Annotated in this window: 22 protein-coding genes and 3 tRNA genes; 11 read left to right on the top strand and 14 right to left on the bottom strand. The window is 57.8% G+C overall.

All coding sequences use genetic code 11. The features are described 5' to 3' along the window. Positions 1-73 precede the first annotated feature (73 nt). A complete protein-coding gene (locus BMY55_RS01780) occupies positions 74-739 on the top strand; it encodes a GntR family transcriptional regulator (protein ID WP_091427762.1) in 666 nt (221 codons plus the stop codon). Here BMY55_RS01780 and BMY55_RS01775 read toward each other — a convergent pair. From BMY55_RS01775 to BMY55_RS01735, 9 genes are all read right to left on the bottom strand, one after another. Then, on the bottom strand, positions 736-1,434 hold the full coding sequence (locus BMY55_RS01775; protein ID WP_091427761.1) for a fumarylacetoacetate hydrolase family protein: 699 nt from the start codon (positions 1,432-1,434) through the stop codon (positions 736-738). The genes BMY55_RS01780 and BMY55_RS01775 overlap by 4 nt on opposite strands. Then, positions 1,431-2,267: an alkaline phosphatase family protein gene (locus BMY55_RS01770; protein WP_091427759.1), complete on the bottom strand. Its 837-nt coding sequence runs from the start codon at positions 2,265-2,267 to the stop codon at positions 1,431-1,433. The genes BMY55_RS01775 and BMY55_RS01770 overlap by 4 nt, the downstream gene beginning before the upstream one ends. A 26-nt stretch (positions 2,268-2,293) precedes the next feature. After that, on the bottom strand, positions 2,294-3,931 hold the full coding sequence (locus tag BMY55_RS01765; RefSeq protein WP_091427758.1) for an ABC transporter ATP-binding protein: 1,638 nt from the start codon (positions 3,929-3,931) through the stop codon (positions 2,294-2,296). Beyond that, a complete protein-coding gene (locus tag BMY55_RS01760; protein ID WP_091427756.1) occupies positions 3,928-4,743 on the bottom strand; it encodes an ABC transporter permease in 816 nt (271 codons plus the stop codon). Before BMY55_RS01760 ends, BMY55_RS01765 begins: the two co-directional genes overlap by 4 nt. Beyond that, the gene (locus BMY55_RS01755) at positions 4,740-5,696 is read right to left on the bottom strand and encodes an ABC transporter permease (RefSeq protein ID WP_091427754.1); all 957 of its coding nucleotides are present in this window, start codon (positions 5,694-5,696) and stop codon (positions 4,740-4,742) included. The genes BMY55_RS01760 and BMY55_RS01755 overlap by 4 nt, the downstream gene beginning before the upstream one ends. Before the next feature lies 1 nt (position 5,697). After that, entirely contained in the window at positions 5,698-7,281 is a 1,584-nt protein-coding gene (locus BMY55_RS01750; RefSeq protein ID WP_091427753.1) for an ABC transporter substrate-binding protein, read from the bottom strand. Positions 7,282-7,499: 218 nt separating this feature from the next. After that, entirely contained in the window at positions 7,500-10,154 is a 2,655-nt protein-coding gene (locus BMY55_RS01745) for a TRAP transporter large permease subunit (RefSeq protein WP_091427751.1), read from the bottom strand. 10 nt (positions 10,155-10,164) lie between these two features. Continuing rightward, positions 10,165-11,163 carry a TRAP transporter small permease subunit gene (locus BMY55_RS01740; protein ID WP_091427750.1) on the bottom strand — a complete coding sequence of 333 codons (999 nt, stop codon included), beginning with the start codon at positions 11,161-11,163 and terminating at the stop codon, positions 10,165-10,167. A gap of 104 nt (positions 11,164-11,267) precedes the next feature. After that, positions 11,268-12,350, bottom strand: a complete 1,083-nt coding sequence (locus BMY55_RS01735) for a TRAP transporter substrate-binding protein (protein WP_091427748.1) — start codon at positions 12,348-12,350, stop codon at positions 11,268-11,270. A 390-nt stretch (positions 12,351-12,740) separates the two neighbouring features. Between BMY55_RS01735 and BMY55_RS01730 the strand changes: the two genes are divergently transcribed. From BMY55_RS01730 to BMY55_RS01720, 3 genes are read left to right on the top strand one after another with little or no spacing between them, the layout of a single operon-like run. Further along, positions 12,741-13,208 carry a MarR family winged helix-turn-helix transcriptional regulator gene (locus BMY55_RS01730; RefSeq protein WP_091427746.1) on the top strand — a complete coding sequence of 156 codons (468 nt, stop codon included), beginning with the start codon at positions 12,741-12,743 and terminating at the stop codon, positions 13,206-13,208. Between the two features lie 9 nt (positions 13,209-13,217). Continuing rightward, on the top strand, positions 13,218-14,267 hold the full coding sequence (locus tag BMY55_RS01725; RefSeq protein WP_091427744.1) for an efflux RND transporter periplasmic adaptor subunit: 1,050 nt from the start codon (positions 13,218-13,220) through the stop codon (positions 14,265-14,267). A gap of 10 nt (positions 14,268-14,277) precedes the next feature. Further along, positions 14,278-17,331, top strand: coding sequence for an efflux RND transporter permease subunit (locus BMY55_RS01720; protein ID WP_091427742.1), 3,054 nt, complete (start codon positions 14,278-14,280; stop codon positions 17,329-17,331). A gap of 27 nt (positions 17,332-17,358) precedes the next feature. Here the strand turns inward: BMY55_RS01720 and BMY55_RS01715 are convergent. After that, positions 17,359-17,432 (bottom strand) — tRNA-Gly (locus tag BMY55_RS01715). Between the two features lie 377 nt (positions 17,433-17,809). Here BMY55_RS01715 and BMY55_RS01710 point away from each other — a divergent pair. The 3 genes from BMY55_RS01710 to BMY55_RS01690 all read left to right on the top strand — a co-directional run bounded on the left by BMY55_RS01710 (position 17,810) and on the right by BMY55_RS01690 (position 19,600). Next, positions 17,810-18,019 carry a hypothetical protein gene (locus tag BMY55_RS01710; protein ID WP_091427741.1) on the top strand — a complete coding sequence of 70 codons (210 nt, stop codon included), beginning with the start codon at positions 17,810-17,812 and terminating at the stop codon, positions 18,017-18,019. A gap of 48 nt (positions 18,020-18,067) precedes the next feature. Then, a tRNA-Thr gene (locus BMY55_RS01705) sits at positions 18,068-18,143 on the top strand. Positions 18,144-18,961: 818 nt separating this feature from the next. Continuing rightward, on the top strand, positions 18,962-19,600 hold the full coding sequence (locus BMY55_RS01690; RefSeq protein WP_091427736.1) for a TIR domain-containing protein: 639 nt from the start codon (positions 18,962-18,964) through the stop codon (positions 19,598-19,600). A 72-nt stretch (positions 19,601-19,672) separates the two neighbouring features. Here the strand turns inward: BMY55_RS01690 and BMY55_RS01685 are convergent. The 4 genes from BMY55_RS01685 to BMY55_RS01670 form a co-directional block, all read right to left on the bottom strand. Continuing rightward, positions 19,673-19,748, bottom strand: a tRNA-Thr gene (locus BMY55_RS01685). A gap of 145 nt (positions 19,749-19,893) precedes the next feature. Next, the gene (locus BMY55_RS01680) at positions 19,894-21,390 is read right to left on the bottom strand and encodes a heme biosynthesis protein HemY (RefSeq protein WP_091427734.1); all 1,497 of its coding nucleotides are present in this window, start codon (positions 21,388-21,390) and stop codon (positions 19,894-19,896) included. A gap of 10 nt (positions 21,391-21,400) precedes the next feature. Further along, on the bottom strand, positions 21,401-22,654 hold the full coding sequence (locus BMY55_RS01675; protein WP_091427732.1) for a COG4223 family protein: 1,254 nt from the start codon (positions 22,652-22,654) through the stop codon (positions 21,401-21,403). Between the two features lie 87 nt (positions 22,655-22,741). Next, a complete protein-coding gene (locus tag BMY55_RS01670) occupies positions 22,742-23,434 on the bottom strand; it encodes a uroporphyrinogen-III synthase (protein WP_177179269.1) in 693 nt (230 codons plus the stop codon). Positions 23,435-23,524: 90 nt separating this feature from the next. Here BMY55_RS01670 and tsaD point away from each other — a divergent pair, with 90 nt between their 5' ends. The 4 genes from tsaD to BMY55_RS01650 are packed head-to-tail and all read left to right on the top strand — an operon-like array spanning position 23,525 to position 26,259. After that, positions 23,525-24,622, top strand: coding sequence for a tRNA (adenosine(37)-N6)-threonylcarbamoyltransferase complex transferase subunit TsaD (tsaD, locus tag BMY55_RS01665; protein WP_091431923.1), 1,098 nt, complete (start codon positions 23,525-23,527; stop codon positions 24,620-24,622). Continuing rightward, positions 24,619-25,566 (top strand): NAD(P)H-dependent glycerol-3-phosphate dehydrogenase, encoded by a 948-nt coding sequence (locus tag BMY55_RS01660; protein ID WP_091427731.1) that lies wholly within the window; start codon positions 24,619-24,621, stop codon positions 25,564-25,566. Before tsaD ends, BMY55_RS01660 begins: the two co-directional genes overlap by 4 nt. Position 25,567: 1 nt before the next feature. Continuing rightward, the gene (locus tag BMY55_RS01655) at positions 25,568-25,840 is read left to right on the top strand and encodes a YciI family protein (RefSeq protein WP_091427729.1); all 273 of its coding nucleotides are present in this window, start codon (positions 25,568-25,570) and stop codon (positions 25,838-25,840) included. Further along, positions 25,840-26,259: an EVE domain-containing protein gene (locus BMY55_RS01650; protein WP_091427727.1), complete on the top strand. Its 420-nt coding sequence runs from the start codon at positions 25,840-25,842 to the stop codon at positions 26,257-26,259. The genes BMY55_RS01655 and BMY55_RS01650 overlap by 1 nt, the downstream gene beginning before the upstream one ends. The last annotated feature ends 24 nt before the right edge of the window (positions 26,260-26,283 follow it).

Genomic DNA, 26,283 nt, shown 5'->3' with positions numbered 1-26,283 from the left:
AATAATAATTTGACACCACTTCAAAGAGCGGTCGCCGCTTGCTAGAGTGCGCGCGGGGCAAGGAGGCATTTTGATGCAACTCAGATCTGTCGACATTTCCAAGACCGCGTCCGCCGCGACCATCATCTTTGATGCGCTAAAAAAAGCGATCATCGAGGGCGAGATCGAAGAAGGTGCGCCGTTGCGTCAGGATGAGATTGCCAAGATGTTCAACACGTCGCGCATTCCTGTGCGTGAGGCGATATTGCGGTTGGAAGAACACGGTTTGGTGCGGTCGCAGCGCTATAAAGGGGCGGTCGTGTCGTCATTATCATCGACCGAGGCGTCCGAGATTTTTGATTTTCGCGCTGTGTTGGAGCCGCATGTCATTCGTCACGCGGTGCCAAAGATGACGCCGGACATTCTGGCCCAGGCGCGAAGCTATTGCGAGGCGTTCCATATGGAAGCGGACCCAATGAAATGGGGGGATCTGAACCGTCAGTTCCATGCGACGCTCTATAATGCCAGCGGTCTGACCTATCATCTGGAGGCTATTGACGGGGCGCTGAACCGGATCGACCGCTATCTGCGAGCGCAGCTTGTGCTCAGCGAAGGCATGTCGCGCGCGAATGAAGAACATATGCAGATTCAAAATGCCTGCGAACGTGGCGATGCGGATGAGGCTGCCGCCCTGACTGAACGCCATATCCTGGGTGCGCGCGAAAGCCTGATCCTGCACCTGTCGTCAATAACGGGTTAGCCCGCTTTTTCCCCGATCCGGGTGGTCAGCCGGCCCAATCCTTCGATCTTTACAACGCAAACGTCGCCCGACACCAACGGGCCGACGCCTTCGGGTGTGCCGGTGAAAATCAGGTCGCCCTGTGCAAGTGTGACCAGTGACGACAAATAGGCAATCACATCCGCGATGGGCCAGATCAGATCAGACAGGTCCGAGGATTGGCGGGTCTCACCATTGACCGTCAGCCGGATGGCCCCACTGTTGATGTGGCCCGTCGTTGCAACCGGGTGCAGTGGGCCGCAGGGGGCAGAGTGATCGAAACCTTTCGCCATGTCCCATGGTCGTCCGATCTTCTTGGCGGCCGCCTGAATGTCGCGTCGGGTCAAGTCGTTGCCGACCGCATATCCCCAGACATGATGAAGCGCTGTGTCGCGCGGAATGTTGGCACCACCAGAGCCGATTGCGACCACAAGCTCGGCTTCGTGATGCAGGTTCTCGGTGCCCGGCGGATAGGGAACCGTCGCCCCGTCAGGCACCAAAGCATCGGCGGGTTTCGAGAAGAAAAATGGCGGCTCCTGATCCGGATTCGACCCCATTTCGCGTGCATGTGCCGCGTAGTTCTGGCCGACGCAATAAATGCGCCGCACGGGAAAGCGATCATCCGACCCGGTGATTGGCAGAGACGGTTGCGCGGGGCAGGGAATGGCCCAAGTCATGTCAGGAATACCTCGGATTTCATGGTGTCAGGGATGGGTGCGCCCAGTCGCGACAGGATTGTGGGCGCGATTTGCAACTGGTCCAGTCGATCATCGAAATCAGGGCCGGTCGCGGGGCCGAAATAGTATAGCGCCGCGTCCTGCTGCAACTCTTCGCGTCCACCATGGTGCCCACGGTCGGTCTGGCCGTGGTCGGCGGTCACGACGACCTCATACCCGTCCGCGCGCCAGCGATTGATGAACAGCGCCAGTTGCTCGTCGGCTTGAAAACACGCGTGATCCATTTCCCGGCACTCATGCCCGAACCGGTGGCCCATGCTATCCAGCGTGCAGGTGTGCAGGATCCCATAGTTCAGCCCGAACCGTTCACACAGCATACTGAGCGTGGCAAACAGGTCGATATCGGCCGGTGTGGTCTGGTTAATCAACCCGTATCCGGTCATTGTGTGAAAACGTCCGTGATTGATCGTCGGGCTGTCGGGCTCATCATATTCAATGTCCCGCACCAGATCGAAGGGTGCACGGTTGAAGAACTCGGACCAGAAACTGTGCGTGACCGCGCCGGTGACGCCGCCCGCCTTGCGCACCTGGCTGAAAATGTCGGGCTGGGTCAGGCGGAACACGTTGTTGTTGCCCGTGCAGCCATGTTCCTGCGGCGTCACGCCTGTGTGGATCGAGGCATAACAACTGGCCGACGTCGACGGCAGGACAGAGCGCACTTTCCAGCGTTGCGCATCGCCGCTGTCGACCCAACCTTCCAGATTGCCGAACAATCGGCGCCAGTTTCGCCACGGCACACCGTCAAGAATGATCAAAAGCAGCTTGCGATCCATGATGTTCTTCTTAAAACAGCCTGCCTTCAGTTCCCGGCGCTTTCCATTTTGCGGTGTTCCACCACCTCTTCCAGCCAGCCAAGCCTCATTTCAGGCACCGAGCTGAGCAGAAGATCGGTATAGTCATCAAAGGGTGGCGACAACACCTCGGCCTTTGGGCCGTAGCGCACGACACGGCCCTGATACATCACCGCGATACTGTCTGCGATGGCGCGCACCGTGGCAAGATCGTGTGTGATGAACAAATACGCGACGTTTTCTTTTTTCTGAAGATTGTGAAGCAGTCTGAGAATGTCTTCGGCGACCAGAGGGTCCAGCGCCGATGTCACCTCGTCACAGATGATGACCTTGGGTTTCGCGGCCAGCGCGCGCGCGATGCAGACCCGCTGCTTTTGCCCGCCCGAAAGCTCGGCGGGATAGCGGTCCTTGAATTCGGTTCCAAGCTCGATGTCGTTCAAAAGCTCGTCAATGCGTTTTCGTTTTTCGGCGCCGCGTACCCCAAAATAGAATTCGAGCGGACGCCCGATGATCGTGCCGACTGTCTGGCGCGGGTTCATCGCGACATCGGCCATCTGATAGATCATCTGAATTTCACGCAGATCGTCGCGCGCCCTCCCGGCAAGATCAGGGGACAGTATTCGGTCTTCGAAGACGATCTGCCCTTCACGTGCGGGCAACAGTCCCGTCATCACGCGGGCGGTGGTTGACTTACCCGATCCGCTTTCGCCCACAACGGCGAGCGTTTGCCCCGCGTGCAGTTCCATTGAAACGTCATGCAGCACGTCGAAGTTCGTTCCCTTGTAGCGGGCAGTGATGTGTTCGACGGTTAGAACCGGATTGTCGGTCGGGGGCTTGCCCTCATGCACTCGGGACCGCACCGACACCAAATCGCGGGTGTAGTCTTCGCGCGGGGCGTTGATAATCTGATCGGCGGTGCCGTGTTCGACCATGTCGCCCATGCGCAGCACCATGATTTCATCGGAGACCTGCGCCACGACCGCCAGATCATGGGTGATATAAAGCGCGGCGACGCCGGTGTCGCGGATCGCGTCCTTGATTGCCATCAACACATCAATCTGCGTGGTTACATCCAGCGCTGTGGTGGGTTCGTCAAACACCACAAGATCGGGTTCGGGACACAGCGCCAGCGCCGTCATACAGCGCTGCAACTGCCCGCCCGATACCTGGTGTGGATAGCGACTTCCGATGGTTTCGGGGTCCGGCAGGCCAAGTTTGGTGAACAATTCGACCGCGCGGGATTCCGCGTCTTTTCTGGAAAGTTTGCCCGCATGAACCGTCGCTTCGATCACCTGATCCATGATCTTCTTGGCCGGGTTGAAGCTGGCGGCGGCAGATTGCGAGACATATGTCACCTCGGTCCCGCGCAGTTTGCGCAGGTCGCGCAGGCTGGTGTTCAGGATCTCGCGCCCGTTGACCCACACCTCGCCGCCGGTGATTTCAACACCGCCACGGCCATAGGCCATGGTGGCCAGCCCAATGGTCGATTTTCCTGCACCGCTTTCGCCGATCAGGCCAAGCACTTTTCCCTTCTGAAGATCGAAGGACACGCCGTGGACAATTTCAATGTCATGCGGTTTTTCACCCGGCGGATAGACCCGCGCGCCGATTTTCAGGTCGCGCACTGCTACAAGATTGTTGCTCATCCGCGGCCCCCTTTCAGGCTGGTTGTTCGGTTCAAAACCCAGTCGGCGACAAGGTTAACCGAGATTGCCAGCGTGGCGATGGCCACAGCGGGCACAAGGGCTGCCGGAATGCCATAGACGATACCGTCCTTGTTTTCTTTCACGATGCCGCCCCAGTCAGCGTTGGGCGGTTGGACGCCAAGACCCAGGAAGGACAGGGTCGAGACAAACAGCACCGCAAAGATGAAGCGAAGCCCCATTTCGGCCACCAGCGGCGACAGCGCGTTGGGCAGGATTTCGCGAAAAATGATCCAAATCCGGCCTTCGCCGCGCAGCTTGGCGGCTTCGACGAAGTCCATCACGTTGATGTCCACCGCAACCGCGCGGGCCAGTCGATAGACACGGGTTGAATCCAGAAGCCCCATGACCAGTATGAGTATCGGCAGCGTCACTGGCATGACCGACAACACGACCAATGCGAAGATAAGGGTCGGGATCGACATGACCAGATCGACAAAACGGCTGAGCACCTGATCAATCCATCCGCCAATCACGGCGGCGGTAAAGCCGAGTATGGATCCGGTGGTAAAGCTGATGATCGTTGCCATCGTTGCGATGAAGATCGTCGTGCGCCCGCCATAGATCATGCGGGTCATGAGATCACGGCCGATATTGTCCGTGCCGATCCAGTGTTCGGAGGACCATGGTTCCCACACCCCGCCGACGATCTGGGTCATCGAATAGGGCGCGATCCAAGGCGCAAAAATCGCCATGAAGAAATATAGACCAGTGAAGAACAGGCCGAACAATGCGGCCGGGGGTATTCTTGTCATTTCGGATGCCTCAGCCTTGGGTTGGCAAGAATCGACACGATGTCCGCCACCATGTTCAGCCCGATATAGACTGCCGCAAAAATCAGCCCGGAGGCCTGCACCACCGGCACGTCACGTTTGGACACATGGTCCACAAGATACTGGCCCATGCCAGGATAGGTGAAGACCACCTCGACCACCACGACACCGACGACAAGATAGGCAAGGTTCAGCATGACGACGTTGACGATGGGTGCGATCGAGTTGGGAAAGGCGTGGCGCCAGATGATCGTGAACATCGTCAGGCCCTTCAGCTCGGCCGTTTCGATATAGGCCGATTGCATCACATTCAGAATCGCGGCGCGTGTCATACGCATCATATGGGCGAGGACAACCATGGTCAGCACGGCGACGGGCAATGCGATCGAGTTCAGCTTTTGCCCCAGGCTCATGCCATCATGGATCATTGACACAGTGGGCGCCCAGCCCAATTTCACGCCGATGAAATACATCAGGATATAGCCGATCAAAAATTCCGGCACAGAAATCGACGCCAGCGTAACGGCTGAAATCAGCTTGTCCGGCCAGCGTTCGCGATAGCGGACCGCAAGCAGGCCCAGAAAGATGGCCAGCGGCACAGCGACCACGGCGGCCCAGAAGGCAAGGAAAAGTGTATTTTTCAGACGAGAGCCAAGGCTGGCGGCAATATCCTGCCCCGAGGTCAGCGCGGTGCCCAGATCACCCTGAACAAGTCCGCCAAGCCAGGCGAAATAGCGACTGATCGCAGGCTCGTTCAAACCCAGCTCTTTGCGAATATTGGCCAGTGCTTCGGGGGTGGCCGACTGGCCCAGAATGGATTGCGCCACGTCGCCCGGCAAGATGTTCGTCCCCCAGAAGATCAGGACCGAGACGAGTAGCAGAAGAAGCAGGCCCAACGCGATGCGTTGGACCAGCAGTTTCATGAGCAACGGCATATCAGCCGACGACCCACATCTTCATCGGGGCATAGAAGTTCATCAGGTCAAAGCCCTTGTGGCCTTCGACCCAGCCGGCGACCCGATCGGTCGTGGCGTCGATGAAATCATTGAACATCGGGGCGATCAGACCACCTTCGTTGTGCACGATCATGCCCATATCGGCATATATCTGGGTGCGCTTGGCCTCGTCCAACTCGGCCCGTGCCGCCAACAGCATCTGGTCGAATTGCTCATTGAAGAACCGTGTGTCGTTCCAGTCCGCCGTCGAAAGATACGCGGTAGAATACATCTGGTCCTGGGTCGGCCGTCCGCTCCAATAGCTGGTGCTGAATGGCTTGACGTTCCAGACCTCGGACCAGTAACCGTCATTCGGCTCGCGCTTGATTTCAAGATTGATCCCCGCCGTTGCCAGCGATTGTTGAAACAGCGCCGACGCATCCGGGGCACCGGGGAAGCTGTTGTCAGACGTGCGCAGCAGGATGGTGCCATCATACCCGGACTTGTCAAAGTGGAACTTTGCCTGATCAGGGTCGTAGTTGCGCTGCTCGATCTCGGTGAACAGGGGATAAGAATCGTTGATCGGGATGTCGTTCCCGATCGAGCCATAGCCAAACAGAATCTTGTCGACCATCTCCTGGCGGTTTATGCCGTATTTCAGTGCAAGGCGCAGGTGGTTGTTGTCGAAAGGCGCCGTGTCGCAATGGGCAATGAACACGTAGTGGCCGGGGCCGGAGGTTGACGAGACATTGATGTTGGGCGCGCGTGCCACCAGATCAGCGGTCCGTGGGGGCACGCGGACAACCATGTCGACCTGGCCCGACTGAATTGCCGCCATACGTGCGGTGTCGTCGTTGATCACGACAAGCTCAATGGTATCGGCATGGCCCAGATCGCCCCAATAGTCGGGGTTCTTTTCGGCCACAAAGCGGACGCCCATATCCACTTCTTTCAGGATATAGGGGCCGGTGCCGATCGCGGCGGTCGGGTCATCATTGCCGCCATTGGGTTGGATCATCAGGTGATAGTCGGTCATCAGATAGGGAAGGTCGGCGTTCGGCGTGTCCAACTCGACGATGAACTTGTCCCCATCGGCGCTCATCGCGGTAATGCCGCGCATGATCCCCAGCGCACCGGATTTCGTGTCTTCGCCCGAATGACGTTCCATCGTTGCCAGAACGTCATCGGCAGTCAGGGTCTTACCATTTGAAAACTGGACGCCCGAGCGGATCTTGAAGGTCCAGACCTTGGCATCAGCCGAGGCTGAAACCTCTTCAGCCAGCTTGTTTTCAAGCCCGCCATGGGGGGCAAGTTCAAGCAGAGGCTCACCCCAGAAGCGGTTGACCATGGTGCCGGTGGAGTTGGTTGTGGTTGCCGGATCAAGGCTGTCGGTGGTCGATCCGCCCTGGATGCCGACGCGGATTGTTCCGCCCTTGACCGGCCCTTGGGCATAGACTGCCGAAGACAGCATGGTGCTTGCCCCCGCTGCGGTCATGCCAAGTGCGGCGGCACGGCCCATGAAGTGACGGCGTGATAGCTTACGCGCGACAAACTGTTTTGACAGATATTCAAGTTCTTTGGACATTGAGGACTCCCTGTGTGAAGCTTTTGGGCCTTTTGGCCCATTTTTTTAGATCGGCTCTTAGAGTTGACCAGATGATCGGGTTTCGCAAGGTTTGATACCGACTGTGTGGCTTTCCGTTCCGACACTTATCCTATGTCCGATGTGAAAATACTACCCACTACAGCATACAAAAGGGCCGGTGTCATCACCGGCCCTTTCAGTTGTTGTGTCAAATATGCTCAGAAATTCAACGAGATATCGCGATGTTGTGACGAACAGGATGCCATTGCCAATGCCTGTTCGCGGGTGAATCGATCCTGAACGCGAATGCCAAGGCTGCCACGCAGGGTGTCCACATAGCTTGTCAGACCTGGGCGCAGGGTTGCGTCCGCCTGCTGGCGCCATGCGATCTGCGACTCGAACTCTGATACGGCGGTGTCATAGGATTCCATCGCTTCGACACGGTCAGGGTTGCTTCCCTTCAGCGCCTTCGCGACGTCTTTCAAGGCGTCTTCGACATCATCCGCACCTTCGATTTTGCCGAAAGCCTTGGACATTTCACTGACCAGATCCTCTGCTTCGCTTTCGGGTGTGGATTCAATTGTCGCTTTCAAGTCGCGCAATTGCGGTTCCATCGCGGCGAAACTCTCGGTTGCTTCAAGCACGGCCAGAACATCCAGCGCATCCTCATAGGCCGAGTCGGCAGCCCGGCGATAGCGTGTCCGCGCCGCGTTTTCGGCGTTGGTCAAGCCTTGGAAGGTTTCGTGAACCTCTTTCCAGCTTTCGGGAATTTGCTCGCGCAGATACTCGACCTCGGCGGTCAGGGCGGCAACATCAGCCTCAAGCGCGGTCCGCGCGGATGCCTGACTTTCGTCGCGCATCCGACCGATCCGGGTTTTCAGATTGTCGATCGCCTCGTTGGCACTACGGATCTGTTTCTCTATCCCGCGCACCAACCGCAATTGCGGGCGATAATCGTCCGCGGCAGCTTCCACTTCGCTTTCGGCGGCAAATGCGGATTCAAGCTCGGAAACGGCGGTGTCAGCAGAATCAAGCGCGTCGGTCATGTCGTCCGACAGATTTTCGGGTAACACCGCCAGATCGAAGGCTCGCGCGGTTGCGATAGCGTCCTGAATTTCGGTGCTTTCCGACAGTTTCTGCCCGACATATTCCTCAAGGCACATCTGAAGCCTTGGGTTTCGTGGTGGCGGGCTGGTTTCTGACAGGAAACTGACCCGGTTGGGCAGGTAGTTCACCAGCGGAGGATACGAACCCACGATGGCCAGCGCCGTCAGTTGCAACAGGATAAAGGCGATCACACCCTTATACATCTGCACCGTCTTGACGACGGCAGGGGCCACCCCGCGCAAATAAAACAGCGCAAATCCGAACGGAGGTGTCAGGAAACTGGTCTGAATGTTCAGACCAATCATCACACCCAGCCAAACGGCCGTGATGTTGGCTTCGGGATCGGCCAGCAGGATGGGTGCCACAATCGGCACGACGACCACCGCGATCTCGATAAAGTCAAGGAAGAAGCCCAGGATGAAGATCACCAGCATCACGATGACGAACTGCGTCCAGAACCCGCCCGGAAGGCCCAACAGGAACTCACGCACCAGCTCTTCCCCACCAAAGGCGCGGAACGCAGCGGTCAGCATGGCGGCACCCAGAAGGATGATAAAGACCAGCGAGGTCGTCTTGGCTGTTTCCAGCATGACGCCTGCCAGCGTGTCTTCGATCTTGAAGATGCGCCAGCACGACCAGCCCAGCGCAATCAGCAGCATGATGGTCGAAATGACGCCAAGCGTGATACCCAGCTGATCGGTGACGTTTTCGACGCCTTTGACGTTCATTTCAAAATTCGTCAGGGCATAGCCCGCGACAAAAAGGGCCGCGATGGCCAGAAGTGCGGGATAATATAGCGTTTTGCCCGGTGCGGGCAGACGATATCCGGCCATGATCATCGCGCCAGCCGCGCCAATGGCGCCAGCTTGGTTCACCGTGGCGATGCCTGCGATGATCGACCCGAGAACCAGAAAGATCAGGGCAAGCGGCGGGACCAGCGTGATCAGAACGTTCTTAAGGAAATCGAGGTCAAACGCACCCTCATAGGGAACAGCCGGGGCCTGTTGCGGCCGCAAAATTGCGTAAAACAGGATGTAGAGCATGTAGAGCCCGACAAGCAGCATACCGGGGATGAACGCACCCAAAAACATCTCGCCCGCCGATGTCGACACCACGTCGAACATGGACGGCATGGACAGCTCGCCCGTGGCTTCCTTGTGCAGAATCTTGCGCGCCGTTCCGGCCTGGTCGGTGGCCGAGGCCAACTGGTCGGCCAGAATGATCAGCACGATCGACGGCGGAATGATCTGCCCCAACGTGCCCGATGCGGCAATGGTGCCGGTGGCCAGCGATTGCGAATAGTTGTTGCGTAGCATTGCGGGCAACGAGATCAGCCCCATTGCAACCACGGTTGCGCCGACGATCCCCGTCGTGGCCGCCAGAAGCGCGCCGACGAAGACGACCGAAATGCCCAGCCCGCCGGGAACCGGTCCGAAAAGGCGGGCCATTGTAACCAGAAGGTCTTCGGCGATCTTGGAACGCTGAAGCATGATGCCCATGAAGATGAACAGGGGAATGGCGATCAGCGTATCTCGCTCGACCTCCCAATAGACGCCCCTAAGGTTTGTCACCCCGGCGGACAACCACTGGTTCGGGCCGCCACTATGGAAATAGGCATCGGTTGATCCGGTAAACATATAGCCTGCGCCCGCGGCAAGGCCGATGGCGATGATCGCAGCACCCGGAAGGGCGAAGGCAACCGGATAGCCGGACCCCAGCGCACCTGCCATGATCACGATCAGCAGGAAGAGAAAGAAAAGTTCCATGTGTCAGACCTCAGTGCGCTGAAGATTGTGCGATTTCGCGGTGGCCGGGTTCGTCCCGTTTGTCTGCCACGGCATCGAAGAAATAGCTGACGAACTGGATCAGCATGGTGACGGCAAACAAGCCAATAAAGGCGGCCATCTGGTATTTCGTGTAAAGGCCGAAGGGGCCGGCCTGCGAAATCTCGAAACTGGTGATTGGCGCGTTGATGATGGACTGCTTGCCCCCGAAACCGACAGCCAGAATGACCCAGGCGGTGGACATTCCAAGCAGGATTGTGCCGATCCCGTTCACAATGCCCCGCGTCGTTCTGCCGAAGCCAGCATACAGGACATCGACCCGAACATGGCCTTCGTCAAACAATGTATAGGCGGATGAGAACAGGAACAGCGCGGCATACCAGTAGCGCACAAGATCGCCCATCAGCGCCTGTTCATAGCTGAACATGAAACGCGAGATTACGATCAGAAGCTCGGCAATCACGATCAGGAAAGCCAGCCAGAAGAACCCAAGGGTCCGTGTCACAGTCGCGATGCCAAAGGCGACGACGATCAAAGGAATGTGCACATAAGATCCAACCCAGCTTGGACGGCTGAACAGTCTGGCATTCGTCGATCCCAAGAACGGCTCGATCAGGTTTTCGGCACGCATGAATGCGATTGTCGCGTCTGTGATCCCGATCAGGAACACGGCCCAGAACAGGGCCCGTATCAGGTAGACGTTGAATTTGTGGATCCGATGCGCATCCCAGCGCAGTGATGTCGTCCGGCCGCGCAGGACAACGGCCGCAGCTACGGCAATTGCCACCGCATACAACGCCAGGTGAACCCATCCGCTGGGCGCTGTGCCGTCAAGAAAGGCATTTGTGCCGGAATAACCGAACCCGACCACCAGCACGTTGTTGATCAGAAATGCCGCCAGAATGGTCAGCGTGCACCAGCCGAACAACCGCGCAAGGATTGCAGGGTCGCCGTGTCTTGGAATGTCTGGTTGAGTGCTGTCTTGTGCCATATCGCCTCCCGAACGGCCGTCGGATCAATTCTTGCGTGATCCTTTGGAAAAAGGACGGGGAACCTTCCCCGTCCTTGGTTTTCTAGGCTTTCGTCCAGACTGGATTACAGATCCAGAATCCGGTTGCGCTGGTTCACGAACTGACCTTCGAACAACGAGATACCGCGACCGATTTCGCGCATCTTGGCCTGAACGGCGTCGTTCACTTCCGCAGCCAGTGCGTCATAGCTTGCGGTTTCTTCAAACACTTCCTGAGCAGCTTCGCCCATTGCATCCCAAGTCTCGTCATTGAAGCTGCGCACTTCGACGCCTTGCTCGTCCACCAGCTTGGTCAGGTATTCACCGTTCAGCGCCATCGCTTCAAAGTAGGAGTTGGCGTTTTCTTCGAGCGCCGCTGCGGTGATCACCGCGCGTTCCCAATCCGACAGGCTGGACCACCACGATTTGTTCGAGGTCAGCGACAGCTGCGCACCCGGCTCGTGCATACCACCAGTGTAATAATACTTGGCGGCTTCATAGAACTTCATGAAGTAGTCGTTATAGGGACCAACCCATTCGGTCGCGTCGATGGTGCCGGAGACGAGGTTTTCATAGATCTGACCACCGGGCAACGACACGGTCGATGCGCCCAGCTTCGCCAGAACCTGACCGCCAAGGCCCGGAATGCGCATTTTCAGACCCTTGAAGTCATCGGCGCTTTCGATTTCCTTGTTGAACCAGCCGCCAGCCTGGGTGCCGGTGTTGCCTGCGGGCAGACCTTTCAGGCCGAACTGGTCCTGAACTTTATCCCAGATTTCCATGCCGCCGCCATACAGGCACCAAGCGTTGATTTCAGCGAAGGACATGCCGAAGGGCACGGCGGTGAAATAGGCCAGGGCAGGATGCTTGCCGGTCCAGTAATAGTCAGCACCGATATAGGCCTGGCTATTGCCCGAAGCGACTTCGTCAAACACGTCCAGCGCGCCGACACGTTCGCCAGCGGCAAAATATTCAACATTCAACGCACCCTCGGACAACACGCCAATGCGGTCGGCCAGACGTTGTGCCGAGACACCAAGACCCGGAAAGTCGCGCGGCCAGGTCGACACGATGGTCATTGTCTTGCCACCTTGCGCCAGTGCCGGGGTGGCAAGAGCTGTTGCGCCAGCACCAATCGCTGCGCCTTTTAGAAACTTACGGCGTTCCATATAGATAATTCTCCTCCGAGTTTTAGATATATTCTTGTTCGAACGCGGGCCGACCAAGGGTCAACTTTACGCTGCCACGCAATTACTACGTAGATAAAACCAGATTTCAATTGATATTTCTCAAACTGGTAATAATTTTTTACCAATTCGTGAAAGGCGAGGCCGAAGGCCGCGACGCGAACGCACGGTTATTTACAGCTAACGCTCTGATGATTGCCGAGGATTCTCTGCAACGCAATGCAAAGTGAGAGGTTACGTAAGGGCATCCAGGGAGATTGGTGGGTGTGACGGGGTTGTCCTACGCTAACGGCGATTTTATTGATTTTAATACTGGATATTTCAGAAAATGAAATTTATAAGTACGTCAGCGCGACTCAGGCAGTTTATCACATGACGCATCCATCTGACTTCAATTCACCACACGATTCACCGGTCGAACCGGAACTTGGCGCATTGCTGGGAGTATTTGCTCTGCATGGCTTCATCGAATCGCTGATGGATGAAATCGACAGCAAGATCGACGTGCCCTATTTCGAACGAAAGATCGTGGTCTGGCTGGACCGTCCGAAGCGACTTGGCACGCTGGCACGTGAAATGAATGTGCTGCCCTCGACCATGACCACCGCCGCCGATCAGCTGGAGGCGCGTGGTCTGGTGGTGCGAGAGCGTGATCCCGATGACCGCCGGGCATGGCTTCTGAAGTTGACAGGCGACGGCGCCGATTTGCGGTCGTCGATGGTCGTCATGGCGCGCACATTGCTGTGCGAGACGCTGGAACTGACTGCCGAGGAGCTGGACAGTTTTGCCAGAACCTCGCTTAAAATTCACCGTAACATCCAGAAACACACCACCTGCTAAGGACAAAACATGCCCGTATTTCCGCGCTTCTTGGCTGCCGCCGCGGTCGCAATCGTTGCTACCATCTCTGGCGCCGTCGCCGAAGATGCCGTCAAACCCGTGAAACTTATGACGGTCGCAGCAGATGATGACACTTTAAGCCGCGTTTTTTTCGGCAAGGTGGTCGCGCGACAAAGTGTTGATATGGCCTTCCAGGTGGGAGGTCAGATCGTCGAGTTTCCGGTGATCGAAGGGCAATTGGTTTCTGAAGGTGATTTGCTGGCGCAGTTGGATCAGGAACAGTTTTCGTTGGCGCTGGAACAAGCGGCTGTGCAGAAAGATCTGGCGGAACGGACACTGGATCGTTTGACCAAGCTGCGGGGAAACACCGTCAGTCAGGTGGCCCTGGACGATGCGACGACGCAGCTGAGCTTGGCTGATATCGCGTTCAGGCAGGCCGAGAGAAACCTGAACAACGCTACGCTTTACGCCCCGTTCGACGCGCTTGTCGCGGCGCGGGATGTCGACAATTACGTCACGATCAGTGCTGGCACGCCTGTTGTGCGTCTGCATGACATGAGCGAAATCCGGATCGAGATCGACGTGCCCGAAATCCTGTTCCAAACAGCGTCGAAAGAAAAGAATGTGCAGTTCGTGGCCGAGTTTCCGGCCCATGACACGCCGTTTCCGGTCGCAATCCGTGAATTCAACGCCGAGGCCGCCGAGGCCGGTCAGACCTATCGCCTGACCTTGGGCATGGCACCGCGGGAGGACCTGAATGTTCTGCCCGGATCATCGGTGAACGTGCGGGTGTCGGCGGCACACGAAAATCCCGGTATCCTGATCCCCTCGACTGCGATTGTCGCGGCCCCCGACGGGGCGCTGTCCGTCATGCGCTTCGTGGCAGGTGACGGCGACGCCGGCACAGTCAGCGCGACCCCGGTGACGGTCAAGCCCGCGCCCAATGGTGATTTCGAATTGTTGTCCGGTCTTTCGGCGGGCGACGTGATCGTGGCAGCGGGTGCATCGGCGCTGCGGGATGGTGACGCGGTGCGCCGCTTTACCGGTTTCGCAAACTAAGGGGGCTGACATGCCGAATATCGCACGCGCCTCGATCGAGAAGCCGCTCTATACATGGCTGATCATCCTTACCATGCTGTTGGGCGGCATCTGGGGGTTTCTGAATCTTGGCCGCCTGGAAGACCCGGCCTTTACCATCAAACAGGCCGTCGTCGTCACGCAATACCCGGGCGCCACTGCCGCGCAGGTCGCGACCGAGGTATCTGAACCGCTGGAAAGCGCACTTCAGAAGATGGAAGAGGTCGAGAAGATCACATCGACCAACCGTCCCGGTGAAAGCCGGATAGATGTTGAGATCAAATCCACCTATCCAGCCGAGGCATTGCCTGACATTTGGACCCGTCTTCGTGCACGCGTGCGTGACACATCGCGACAACTGCCCGACAACGCCCTTCCGCCCTTCGTGAATGACAGTTTCGGGGATGTATTCGGCTTGTATTACGCCGTCACCGCCCCCGGCTTCACGGATGCCGAAAAATATGATCTCGGCACTTATCTGAGGCGCGAGCTTCTTGTCGTTGACGGGGTGGCCGATGTTGATTTGTCAGGCATCCCCGAAGAAGCAATTTATATCGAACCTGACATGACCTTGTCGGTCAATCAGGGGATACCGCCAGCTGCAATCATAGGCGCGGTGTCGTCCGCCAATTCCGTGACCTCTGCCGGGTCGCTGAACAAGGACGGCGCACGATTGATGTTCCAGGCACCCGAAGGATCGGAAACCGTGTCCGATATCGCCTCTCTCAGCATTGGGGTGAATGGGCAGCTGTTCAACGTTGCCGATGTTGCAAAAGTCAGCCGAGAACGGGTGGCGACGCCCGATCAGATCATTCGGTTTAATGGGGAAGAGGCGTTCACAATTGGCATTGCAGGGTTGGACACAGAAGACATCGTGAAGGTTGGACATCGCGTTGACGCGCGTCTGGCCCAATTGTCTGCCGACATCCCGTACGGGATCGAATTGCATCCCATCTATCAGCAGCATCTGGTTGTCGAGCAAAGTTCGAACGACTTTCTGAAGAACCTCGCCATGTCGGTCGGCATCGTGATCGTCGTTTTGGGCGCGTTCATGGGGTGGCGGGCGGCCATTGTCATCGGGGCAACGCTTTTGCTGACCGTCGTTGGCACGCTTCTGTTCATGGCGATCTTCTCGATCGAGATGGAGCGGATTTCGCTGGGCGCGCTGATCATTGCGATGGGGATGCTGGTGGACAACGCGATTGTTGTCGCCGAAGGGATGCAAATCTCGATGCTCAGGGGGCGCAGTTCGCTTGCGGCGGCGGATGACGCTGCCAAGAAAACCCAGATTCCGCTTCTCGGAGCCACAGTGATCGGGATCATGGCCTTTGCCGGGATTGGTTTGTCGCCGGATTCCACTGGCGAATTCCTGTTCTCGCTGTTCGCGGTGATCGGTATCTCGCTGTTGCTGTCCTGGGTTTTGGCGCTGACGGTGACACCGCTGCTGGGCCATTACCTGTTCAAGGTCAGCAATCAAGACGCGGCGGATGCCTATTCCGGCCGGTTTTTTGTGCTCTACAAGAAGATCCTGGATAAATCCCTGACCTTCCGCTGGCCGGTGATTGCAGGGCTGGTTGCCATCACGATGGTCTGCTTTGTCGGTTTTGGATCGGTGAAACAGCAGTTCTTCCCAAACTCGAACACTCCGCTGTTCTTCGTCTATTACAAGCTGCCGCAGGGCAGTTCGATTCAGCAGGTTTCGGACGATCTTGAGGTGATGGAAGACTGGTTGTTGAACGAGCAGAATGTCACCTCGGTTGCTTCCTATGCCGGGCGTGGTGCGGTAAGGTTCATGCTGACCTATGACGGTGGCAAGGACAATCAAAGCTATGGGCACCTGATCATCCGCACCAACGCTTTGGAAGATATTCCGGACATCCACGCCCGGCTGGAAACCTTCGGGAAGGAAAACTTCCCCGAAGCTGAGTTCCGTGTTCAGCGGCTTGTCTTTGGCCCCGGCGGCGGTGATCCAATCCAAGTGCGTTTTTCGGGGGGTGATCCGTCCGTGTTGCGCGATCTGGCGGATCAGGCCATGCAGGTCATGGCCGACAGTTCCGACAATCTTCTGAACCTGCGCACCGATTGGCGCGAGCAGGAACTGGTGATCGAGCCGGTTTATGCCACCCAGCGCGCGCAGACGGCAGGGATCAACCGTGACGACGTGGCGGCATCACTTCTTTATGCGACCGACGGTTTGCGCGCGGGGGTGTATCGCGAGCGGGAAAGACAGATCCCGATCATCATGCGCCGCCCACAACCGGAAGAATTCAATCTGAACGACCAGCTTGTGTTCTCGCCAATCACGGGCACCTATCTGCCGATTGAGCAATTGATCGAGGGCTTTGATTATCGAGTCGAAAACACATTGGTCCAGCGGCGCAACAGGGTGCCGACGATGTCGGTCGGGGCCGATGTGGCGACGGACGTAACCGCCGCGCAGGCCCATACCGAAATCCGGTCTGCGGTCGAGGCGATCCCGCTGCCTTCGGGATACACGATGGAATGGGGGGGCGAGTTCGAAAACGCCTCGAAAGCGCAGGCAAGCCTCGGTGCGCAACTGCCGCTGAGTGCGCTGATCATGGTGATGATCTCGATCCTGTTGTTCAACGCGATCAGACAGCCGATCATCATCTGGCTTCTTGTGCCGATGTCGGTGAACGGTGTGGTGGTTGGCCTGTTGGGCACTGGTCTTCCGTTCAGCTTCACAGCCCTGCTTGGCCTTCTGAGCTTGTCGGGCATGTTGATCAAGAACGGCATCGTTCTGGTCGAGGAAATCGACCTTGTCCGGGCTGAAGGTGTGCCCCTGCGACCGGCGATTATCGAGGCGTCGGCGTCACGGGTGCGCCCCGTTGTTTTGGCCGCCGTGACCACGATCCTTGGCATGGCACCCCTGCTGTCAGACGCGTTCTTCGTGTCGATGTCGGTGACGATCATGGGCGGCTTGGCGTTCGCATCCGTCCTGACATTGGTGGCCGCGCCGGTCTTTTACTACGTGTTTTTCAAACGCGATGAGAAAAGGGAACTGGCGATGCAGCCAGCGCGATAGCGTGTATTTGCAACTAACGAAGAGGTCTGGAGCGGGCGGCGGGAATCGAACCCGCGTCATTAGCTTGGAAGGCTAAGGTCTTACCACTACACAACGCCCGCCCAGTAGGATGACGACATATTTCATAGGAATCTGAGCGTCAATAGCAGACCCAAACTGAATCCGTTCTTTGGCTTGCTACGTTATCGAATTGGGCGGATTGTGTTGAAAAATTCCCTGTGGCGCTCTGCGTCCTACAAAATGCAAAACATTATTCCTACTCGACCTACGATTAGCCAAAAACCAAAGGAATTCGCCGCCTCACCAGAATATCTTCCCGCAAAATTGGCTCATCCAACTCAGTTGGGAAGTTTGTTCAACACAATCGGCGTAGTTCGTTGAAAAACTCTTCGTTGAGCAGAAGAAGCAGATTCTTGAAATCTACGATGCCGCAGAGGCGCTGCACATAGCGACAGGCATTCCGCATGAGGTGGATCACATGGTTCAACTCGTGGGCAAGAACAAGGCGGGCGAGCAGGTCATCTGCGGATTGCATGTGCCTTGGAATCTTCGCGCCATCCCATGGAAGATGAACCGTGACCGTGGTGACTGGTTTTTCATCGCAAACGCAGAGAGTGACGAGCCGTCTGAGGATGAGATTCTTGCCAGCTTGGCTACGCATGATGGCGACGACGAGATTCCGTTCTGAATCTGCCTTGAAGGGGCCGCCCGTTGCGTTTAAACGGGCGGTCGCGTAGCCCCATTAGCTCAGCTGGTAGAGCAGGTCCTTCGTAAGGACAAGGTCGGCGGTTCGAGTCCGTCATGGGGCACCACTTTTCTGTTAGAAGTTGTCTTTCCGAGCCGAACCATGATTTGCTGCTCGGCAAACGCAGGGTTGCCCGATCATCTCTATGAAGTTCTGCCGCCGGAGCCGGAATGGGTCGAGGCCATCATGACGGGCAGCAATCCCCCGGAAAGAACTATGCCTCCCGTTCTGAGCTGGTGTACGCCGCAGTGATCTGGATGCTATTTCGCGGGATGCAGCCGGGGCATGTCCTGTCGATCATCATGTCACCGGATGTAGGCATTAGCTTCTGGCGGAGCGATGCGTGGTCCTTCAATCCAAACAGCCCAACGAGTTCCTCTTTCGTTCCTGTACTTGGGTGTGGTACATATTGTTGATAACCGAGTCGGACATACAAGATAGGGATAGACTATTGGCGCCAGACCAAACGCAAGATGAAAGCATCCGGATTGCACATTTGACAATGCTGCAAGGGGTCATTTCCCGCATGGGCGCGAATTCCTTCACATTGAAGGCGCTTGCGGCAACGTTTGGTAGTGCCGCAGTGGCAGTCATGGCAACAGTAGAACAGCCTTCCCCTACTATGCAGTAGCTGCGATAGTTCCGATGCTGATCTTCTGGTTGATGGATGCACAATACCTCCGCCTAGAGCGCGCTTATCGTAATCTCTATGACCATGTACGTCGCGGTGAAGAAATTGAAGCCTACAGCCTCAATGCAGTACCGTTCATGAGTGAAACAGCTTCAACGTTGCGCCTTGCGGTTTCTTGGTCTGTGAGCTGGTTTTACTTAGCGATATTGCTCTCACTTGGCGCCGTGGCATATCTCATTTTTAGGGGAGTATAGATGAATAGTTTGTTCACCTCACTGCAAATCCCGACCACGAAACGGCGAGTATTCTTCTCATTTCACTACCAAAGCGACGTTTGGCGTGTGAACCAAGTTCGTCAATCTTGGCGCTACAATCACGAATATTCACGCGAGGCTGAGGGTTTTTATGACGGTAGTATTTGGGAGAGATCGAAGCGGACCGGACCAGACTCTCTGAAAAACCTTATCCGAGAAGGCATCAAGAATACTTCTGTAACCTGTGTGCTCGTAGGATCGAACACATTTGAGCGTCGTTGGGTGCGTTATGAGATTGCGCGCTCGGTGGTCAAAGGTAACGGTCTTTTGGCTGTTGGGATACATCGCATGGGCAATCAACAGGGGTACGTGTCGAATGAAGGGCCGAACCCATTAGACTACATGGCAGTTTACAAGGCTGGCGACAGCATCCGCTTGGCCGAATTCAAGAATGGAAAATGGGTCAAGTACGATGACTACACCCAGCCTGTCACGCTTCCGGCAACTTGGATCAAACCGCACGACACGAACGTAATAAGGCTTTCTCGTTACGCGGGCCGCTATTGCTACAAGGAGCAGCTTGGCTCCACCAATTTTTCTTCTTGGGTTCGTCAGGCTGCTGCCGATGTTGGTCGATAGGCGACATAGCTCCTTGTAACCGGAAGTTTGTCATATTTGTTTTTGACTAAATGCTTGTTTCTAAGAGAAGAATGGTGCCGCTGAAGGGACTCGAACCCCCGACCCCATCATTACGAATGACGTGCTCTACCAGCTGAGCTACAGCGGCCCACAGATGACTGCCGGCCCGGAACAACACAGCAGCGATCGGGGTTTTAGACGCGGGTTGGGCGCTGTGCAAGCGAATTTCATGCAATGGTGATGGATCGTCGCAGATCGAATTGCCAAGGCTGCCTGTCCGTCCTCGCGTGTCGCTAGGTTTTCGACGCGTCACCATCCGGCGTGGCGTCCGCATCCAGCAGTTCGGCCTCCAGCACGTCGTCCTCTTGCCCGTCATCGGGGTCGAGAAGTTCGGCTGTGTCATCACCCGCGTCCGCTGCGCCGACAATCATCGGCAGCATCTCAGCCCCCCCTTGCATTGCGTGATCGGTTTCGGGCGCAGGCTTCCATGCCAACGTGTCGAAGCCCTGACACCCATCACAGATCGGGGTCCAGGCGGCGTGGACATGGTTGCAGTTCTCGCACACCCATTGCGGGCCGCGCGGGGCCGTCACGGCACGCGCCAGCAAAGCGCGGACGGTTTGATCATCTGCGCCTTCGCCGCGCTCGATTGCGGCTAGCAGCGTCAGGGCACGCTGGCTGGGCAAGGCATCGGGTAAATCGCCCAGCGCTTTGCGGGCTTCGGCATAATCCTCGGCGGCGATGTTCAACTCGGTCAGAAGCATCCGCGTTTCGGGATCGCCGTCGCGATGCTTGGTCAGCGCACGAAACCGCACCAGCCGATCGGCGGGTGTCTCATCCGGCACAATCTCGGCGAAGGCGGCGGCGATGTCTGGGTGCGGCTGGGCGCTCCACGCCTTGACCAGAACGCGGCTGGCATAGCGTGGTTTGCCCTGTTCGATATAGGTGCGGGCGGCCATCACGGCGGCGGGCACCAGATCGGGCGACAGGCGATTGGCTTCAATTGCAGCCTCACGCGCCTTGATGTCGTTGCCTTCGTTCAGAACGCCTTTGGCTTCGGACAGCGCGAGAACCGCATCGCGACGCTTATGCACATCACGCGGCAGGTCGCCATATTTCAGCTTGGCCCCTAAAGTCTTGCGCGCACCCGACCAATCATTGTGGCGGGCTTGCAGGCCCAGCAACACGTCCTGCGTTTCCGTGTGACGCGGCTTTAGGGCAAACGCCTTTTGCGCCAGTTTCATCGCCGTCTCGGTATCCCCTTCGGCCAGTTTTTGCTTCATGATGCCGCGCACGCCGACAAACTGGGTTCGTTCATCTTTCAGCAAGCGGCGATACACCTCGTCCGCCTTCCGCTTGTCACCGGTCATTTCCGCGGCCTGCGCGGTCAGAAGGTTTGTCAATTCGGGGCGGTGCAGATATTTCTCGGCCCGACTGGCCTTGGACATAGCGGTGCTGCCTTCACCGGAGGCCAGCGCGATCATGCCCTCGGCCAACGCCTCGTATCCCTTGCGCTCTCGCGACCGGTCGAAATAGCGTGAAATTGCGGTTTCATCACCATTCACGAACCGGATGAAAGCCACGATCAGACCAAGCACAATGATCGCAAGCCAGATCGCCACCACCAGAACCACAGCAGCGATAACCGCCTGTAAAGGCTCCAGATTATACTCGGTCGCCCCAATGGCAATGCGAATGCCACCCTCGGTTTCCATCAGGAACCCGGCACCCAGCGTCAGCAGAGCGATGGCAGTCACGAAAAGGATAATCTTGAAAAGAGACCAAAGCATCGGTGCGTCCTTAATTACTGTTCACTTGCTGGGCCAAGGCCTGGGCAGCCTCAAGCGCATCCTTGCGGGCGGCGGCCTGTTCGATCCAAGCATCAAGCGCGGGTTTGCCAGCGTCGGGCAAAGCTTCAAGCTCGGTTAATGCAGCCGCGATCCGGCCATCCTTCAGCGCGGCTTCGGCCCGTGACAGGATCGCATCGGGATCATCGCCCTCTTGCGGCTCAAGCGACCGGGCACCAAGCTGGGTGCGGAAAAATGCCGTCACACGATCCATCTGGCCATCTGCAACCGCCGCCCGGATAGACGCATCCAGTGCATCGCGCGCCGCCTCCGGGAACCGCGCTTGCAGTGTTGCCAGCGTCACGATGCCCGTTTCCGCATATGCCGACAGCGCGTCCGGTGCGTCAAGACCCGCATTCTCGGTCAGATCAAACAGCGCATCACCATAGGGCTGTCCGCTTTCCAGCGCCGCCAATACACGAGACATCGCAGCCCGTGCCGCAGCGGCTTTGGCTGCCTCGGCGGCGCTGACCTCAAGCGTCTGCGCCTGATCCTGAGCGTTTCCAATACGCTCAAGTTCCGCGTCCAGCATCTGACGCATTTGCTGCAATTCGCGCTCATAGGCGGCAGCCGCGGCGGCGGCCGCTTCCATGCCGGACCCCTGCGGCAGTTTCTCGACCGTAACGATCCGGTTTTCCAGTTCGGTCAGCTTTTCCGACATTGACTCGTATTGAACGCGCAGCTGGTTCAGTTGACCCGTCATTTCACCGCGCAACTGATCCAGCCCGGTGGCGTCCTGCAAATCCGTCAGCGTGGCCGATTGCGCTGCCGTCACTTCCTCGATACCAGACACACGATCACCCAGATCGGTCAGTTTAATCTCTATCGGGTCCACATCGGGTTGGCTGGCAAAGGGCCATTGATCGGGATAGCGCGCCGCGCCGAAGCCCAGCGCCGCCGCAACGGCTCCGCCCAATAGAAGTGGTAAAAACGTCGATCCACCGGGGGCTGCGGTGGGGGCAGCCTGAGCGGATGGCGTATCCTTGGCAATCTGATCTGGCGTATCTGTATCCGTGGTTGCATCCTCTGCATCTGCATCACGCCCACCACCTTCCGATTTCTCCTGCTCGTCGGGTGCCTGATCCGGCGCATCGGGTTCAGTCACCTTGTTCACTGTTTCCGGTTCATCTGTTTTGGGTTCGTCAACGACAACGGCGTCCTCGACCATTTCTGGCGTGTCCTTGGCTGGTTTGCGGGATTTGGCCAATTTCGGAACCTCTCGAATCTCTTAAAGAAAATCACGGTGCGTCTGTGGTTTCAGCTTAGCTTGCCACCCCCGTTGGCTCAAGCAAGGTCAGTGTCGCAGGGTCGCGATTATCCGATCTGCCATTGCCGCGCCGGTGGGTTCGGCGACCACATCACACGATCCCCCTGTCTCGGTGCGCCAAACATCGGCAACTGCGTCACTGATCGCAATGACATGAAGGCTCTCTCCGATCTTTGCAAGCGCCTGCCCAACCAATCGCGCTGAGCGGGGCGAATAAAGGGGAAGGATCGCGGGTCTCGTTCCTTCCAACAGTTTGCGGGCGGCGTCGGTCAGCGGCAGGTCATCCTGCCGATAGGTCCAAGCGGCGCGCGCTGCGATATTCAGTTTTGTCAGTGCCGCTGGAATGTCGGTCGCCACATGCGACCCGCGCAAATAGATCACCGTGCCCGGATCGGGCTGAGTTTCCATCCACACAAGCAGTGACGCCGCATCCAACGCACAGTGGCGCACATCTCCGCCCGCTAGTGTCGCCGCATCTGCGGTGCGCACGCCGACACAAAAAACCGGTTTGCCATCTAGCGGGCCATGAATGGCGTGTGCAGACGTCGCGATCACCAGATCAACGCCCGTCAGGTCCGGCCAAAACCCCGTCGGAGAAATTTTCATAATCGGTGAGCGGACAACTGGCACATCTCGACCCAAGGACTCCTTGATCTGAGTGACCAACTGGTTGGCGTTCTGCTCTGGTCGGGTCAGAACCAGCGTCTTTTGGGTGGACATGATAAGCCTGCCGGGATTGTCTGATTTGCCCTGTGGTGTTACCCCGACCAGAGGCCACACCGCAACCAATCCCGCTTGGACCAGAACGCGATGACAGACACGATAACCCTTTTGGGGCTGGAAAGCTCCTGCGATGACACGGCGGCGGCGGTGGTGCGCCATACCGCCGACCAAATGCCCGAGATTTTGTCGTCCATCGTGGCTGGGCAGACCGGGTTGCACGCTGATTTCGGTGGGGTGGTGCCGGAAATTGCCGCCCGCGCCCATGCTGAAAAACTGGATATTTGCGTGGAAGAGGCTCTGTTACGGGCCGGTTTGCGCCTTGGCGAGCTTGACGGGATCGCCGTCACAGCCGGACCCGGTTTGATCGGCGGGGTCGTGGCGGGGGTCATGTGCGCCAAGGGTCTGGCGGCTGGATCCGGTCTGCCACTGATTGGCGTGAACCATCTGGCAGGGCACGCGCTGACCCCCCGCCTGACGGATCAGACGGCGTTCCCCTATCTGATGTTGCTGGTGTCCGGCGGGCATTGTCAGTTCCTGATCGCCAAAGGACCGGATGAGTTTAGCAGGCTCGGCGGCACCATCGACGACGCCCCCGGCGAAGCGTTCGACAAAACAGCGAAGCTCTTGGGTTTGCTGCAACCCGGCGGTCCCGCGGTCGAAGCCGAAGCGCGCAAGGGCGACCCCAAACGGTTCAATTTCCCACGTCCCCTTCTGGATCGCCCCGGTTGCGACATGAGCTTTTCGGGCTTGAAAACGGCCCTGCTGCGCGAACGCGACCGACTGGTCGCCGAACATGGCGGGTTGCGCCGTGCCGACCGTGTCGATCTTTGTGCCGGGTTCCAGGCCGCCGTGGCCGATGTTCTGGCCGAAAAATCACGCCGAGCCTTGGCCGAATACCTGACTTTGGCACCGGCCACCCCAACGCTGGCCGTGGCCGGAGGTGTTGCCGCCAATATGACAATTCGCGCTGCGTTAGAGACTGTTTGCGAACGTGAGAAAGTCACATTCTTGGCCCCACCACTTGCGCTGTGCACAGATAATGCCGCAATGATCGCTTGGGCGGGGATCGAGCGTTTCCGGGCCGGTCAGCGCGACGACATGACCTTGCAGGCCCGTCCAAGATGGCCACTGGACCAACATGCCCCCGCCATGCTTGGATCAGGAAAGAAGGGGGCGAAAGCATGACGGTTTCGGTCTTGGGCGCAGGTGCTTTCGGCACAGCCTTGGCGATCTCTTTGGCGCGCACGGGGCGACCCGTTACGCTCTGGGCGCGCGATCTGGCAGATATGGACGTGGCGCGCGAGAACACGCGACGCCTGCCGGGCTTCACCTTTCCCGAAACGCTGGCCGTGACCGGCGACCTGTCGGACGCAGCGCAATCCAGCATCCTTTTGCTGACCGTCCCGATGCAATCTCTTGCCCGCTTTCTGACCCAGCACACAAAGTTTCTGGACGGCAAAACCCTTGTCGCGTGCTGCAAAGGCATTGATCTGACCACCGGCCTTGGCCCGGCCGAAATCATCCGCCGAGCCTGTCCTGCCGCAACACCCGCTATATTGTCGGGGCCAAGCTTCGCTGTGGACATCGCAGCGGGCCTTCCCACGGCGCTGACGCTGGCGGTTGACGATGGCCATGCGCTGCAAACCGCATTGTCGACGCCGAACATCCGCCCTTATCGCAGCGCCGATCTTGTCGGTGTTGAAATCGGTGGTGCGCTGAAGAACGTGGTCGCCATCGCCTGTGGAATGACAATCGGCGCAGGGCTTGGCGAAAGTGCCCACGCCGCCCTGATGACCCGTGGCTTTGCCGAAATGCAGCGGTTTGCCCTGTCGCGCGGCGCGCGCCCCGAAACCCTGTCCGGCCTGTCCGGCTTTGGAGATCTGGCTTTGACCTGCTCGTCCGACAAGTCGCGCAACTATGCCTTCGGTCTTGCGCTTGGCCGGGGCGAGCCGTTACCCGAAGGCACGACGATCGAGGGCAAGGCGACGGCAAAAGCAGTCTCTAACCTTGCCAAAAAGATCGGGCTGGATATGCCCATCGCCGACATGGTCGTGGCCGTCCTGGAAAATCACCTGACCGTAAACGAAGCCGCAGACATGTTGCTGACACGGCCCCTGAAGGAGGAATGATATGCTCACCGCTCTTATCTGCACCGACAAGCCCGGTGCAATCGACATTCGCAAAGCCAACCGCGATGCCCATCTGGCCTATATCAAGGACACCGGCGTCGTGGCCCAGGCCGGGCCATTTCTGAACGCAGACGGGGCGATGTGCGGATCGCTCGTGATCCTTGACGTTGCAGACCGTGACGCGGCGCAAGCCTGGGCCGACGGCGACCCCTATGCCAAGGCGGGCCTGTTCTCGAACGTCCGAATTGAACAGTGGAACAAGGTGGTGGGCTGATGTCATATTGGCTTTTCAAATCCGAAGTCTCGACCTGGAGCTGGGACCAGCAGGTCGCAAGGGGTGACGCCGGCGAAGAATGGGACGGTGTGCGCAACTATCAGGCCCGTAACCATATGCGCGATATGAAAGTCGGCGATCTGGGCTTCTTCTATCATTCACAAAAAGAGAAAGAGATCGTTGGCATTGTCGAGGTGATTGCTGAAAGCCATCCCGACAGCACCACCGACGATGACCGCTGGGAGTGCGTGGACATCAAGGCCGTGCGACCGCTGAAAAACCCGGTGACGCTGGCCATGTGCAAGGACGATCCGCGTCTTGCAGATATGGTGCTGGTCAACAACACCCGGCTGTCAGTTCAGCCCGTGACGAAGGAAGAATGGGATATCGTTTTAGAGCTTTCCGGCGACAACCCCTAGGTTTGGGTCCATACTGTAAGCGTT

Origin of the sequence: Aliiroseovarius sediminilitoris, assembly GCF_900109955.1 — a bacterium.
Lineage (GTDB): Bacteria > Pseudomonadota > Alphaproteobacteria > Rhodobacterales > Rhodobacteraceae > Aliiroseovarius > Aliiroseovarius sediminilitoris.
Note: the sequence above shows the minus strand (reverse complement) of the source record. Positions and strands in the feature narration are given on the sequence as shown.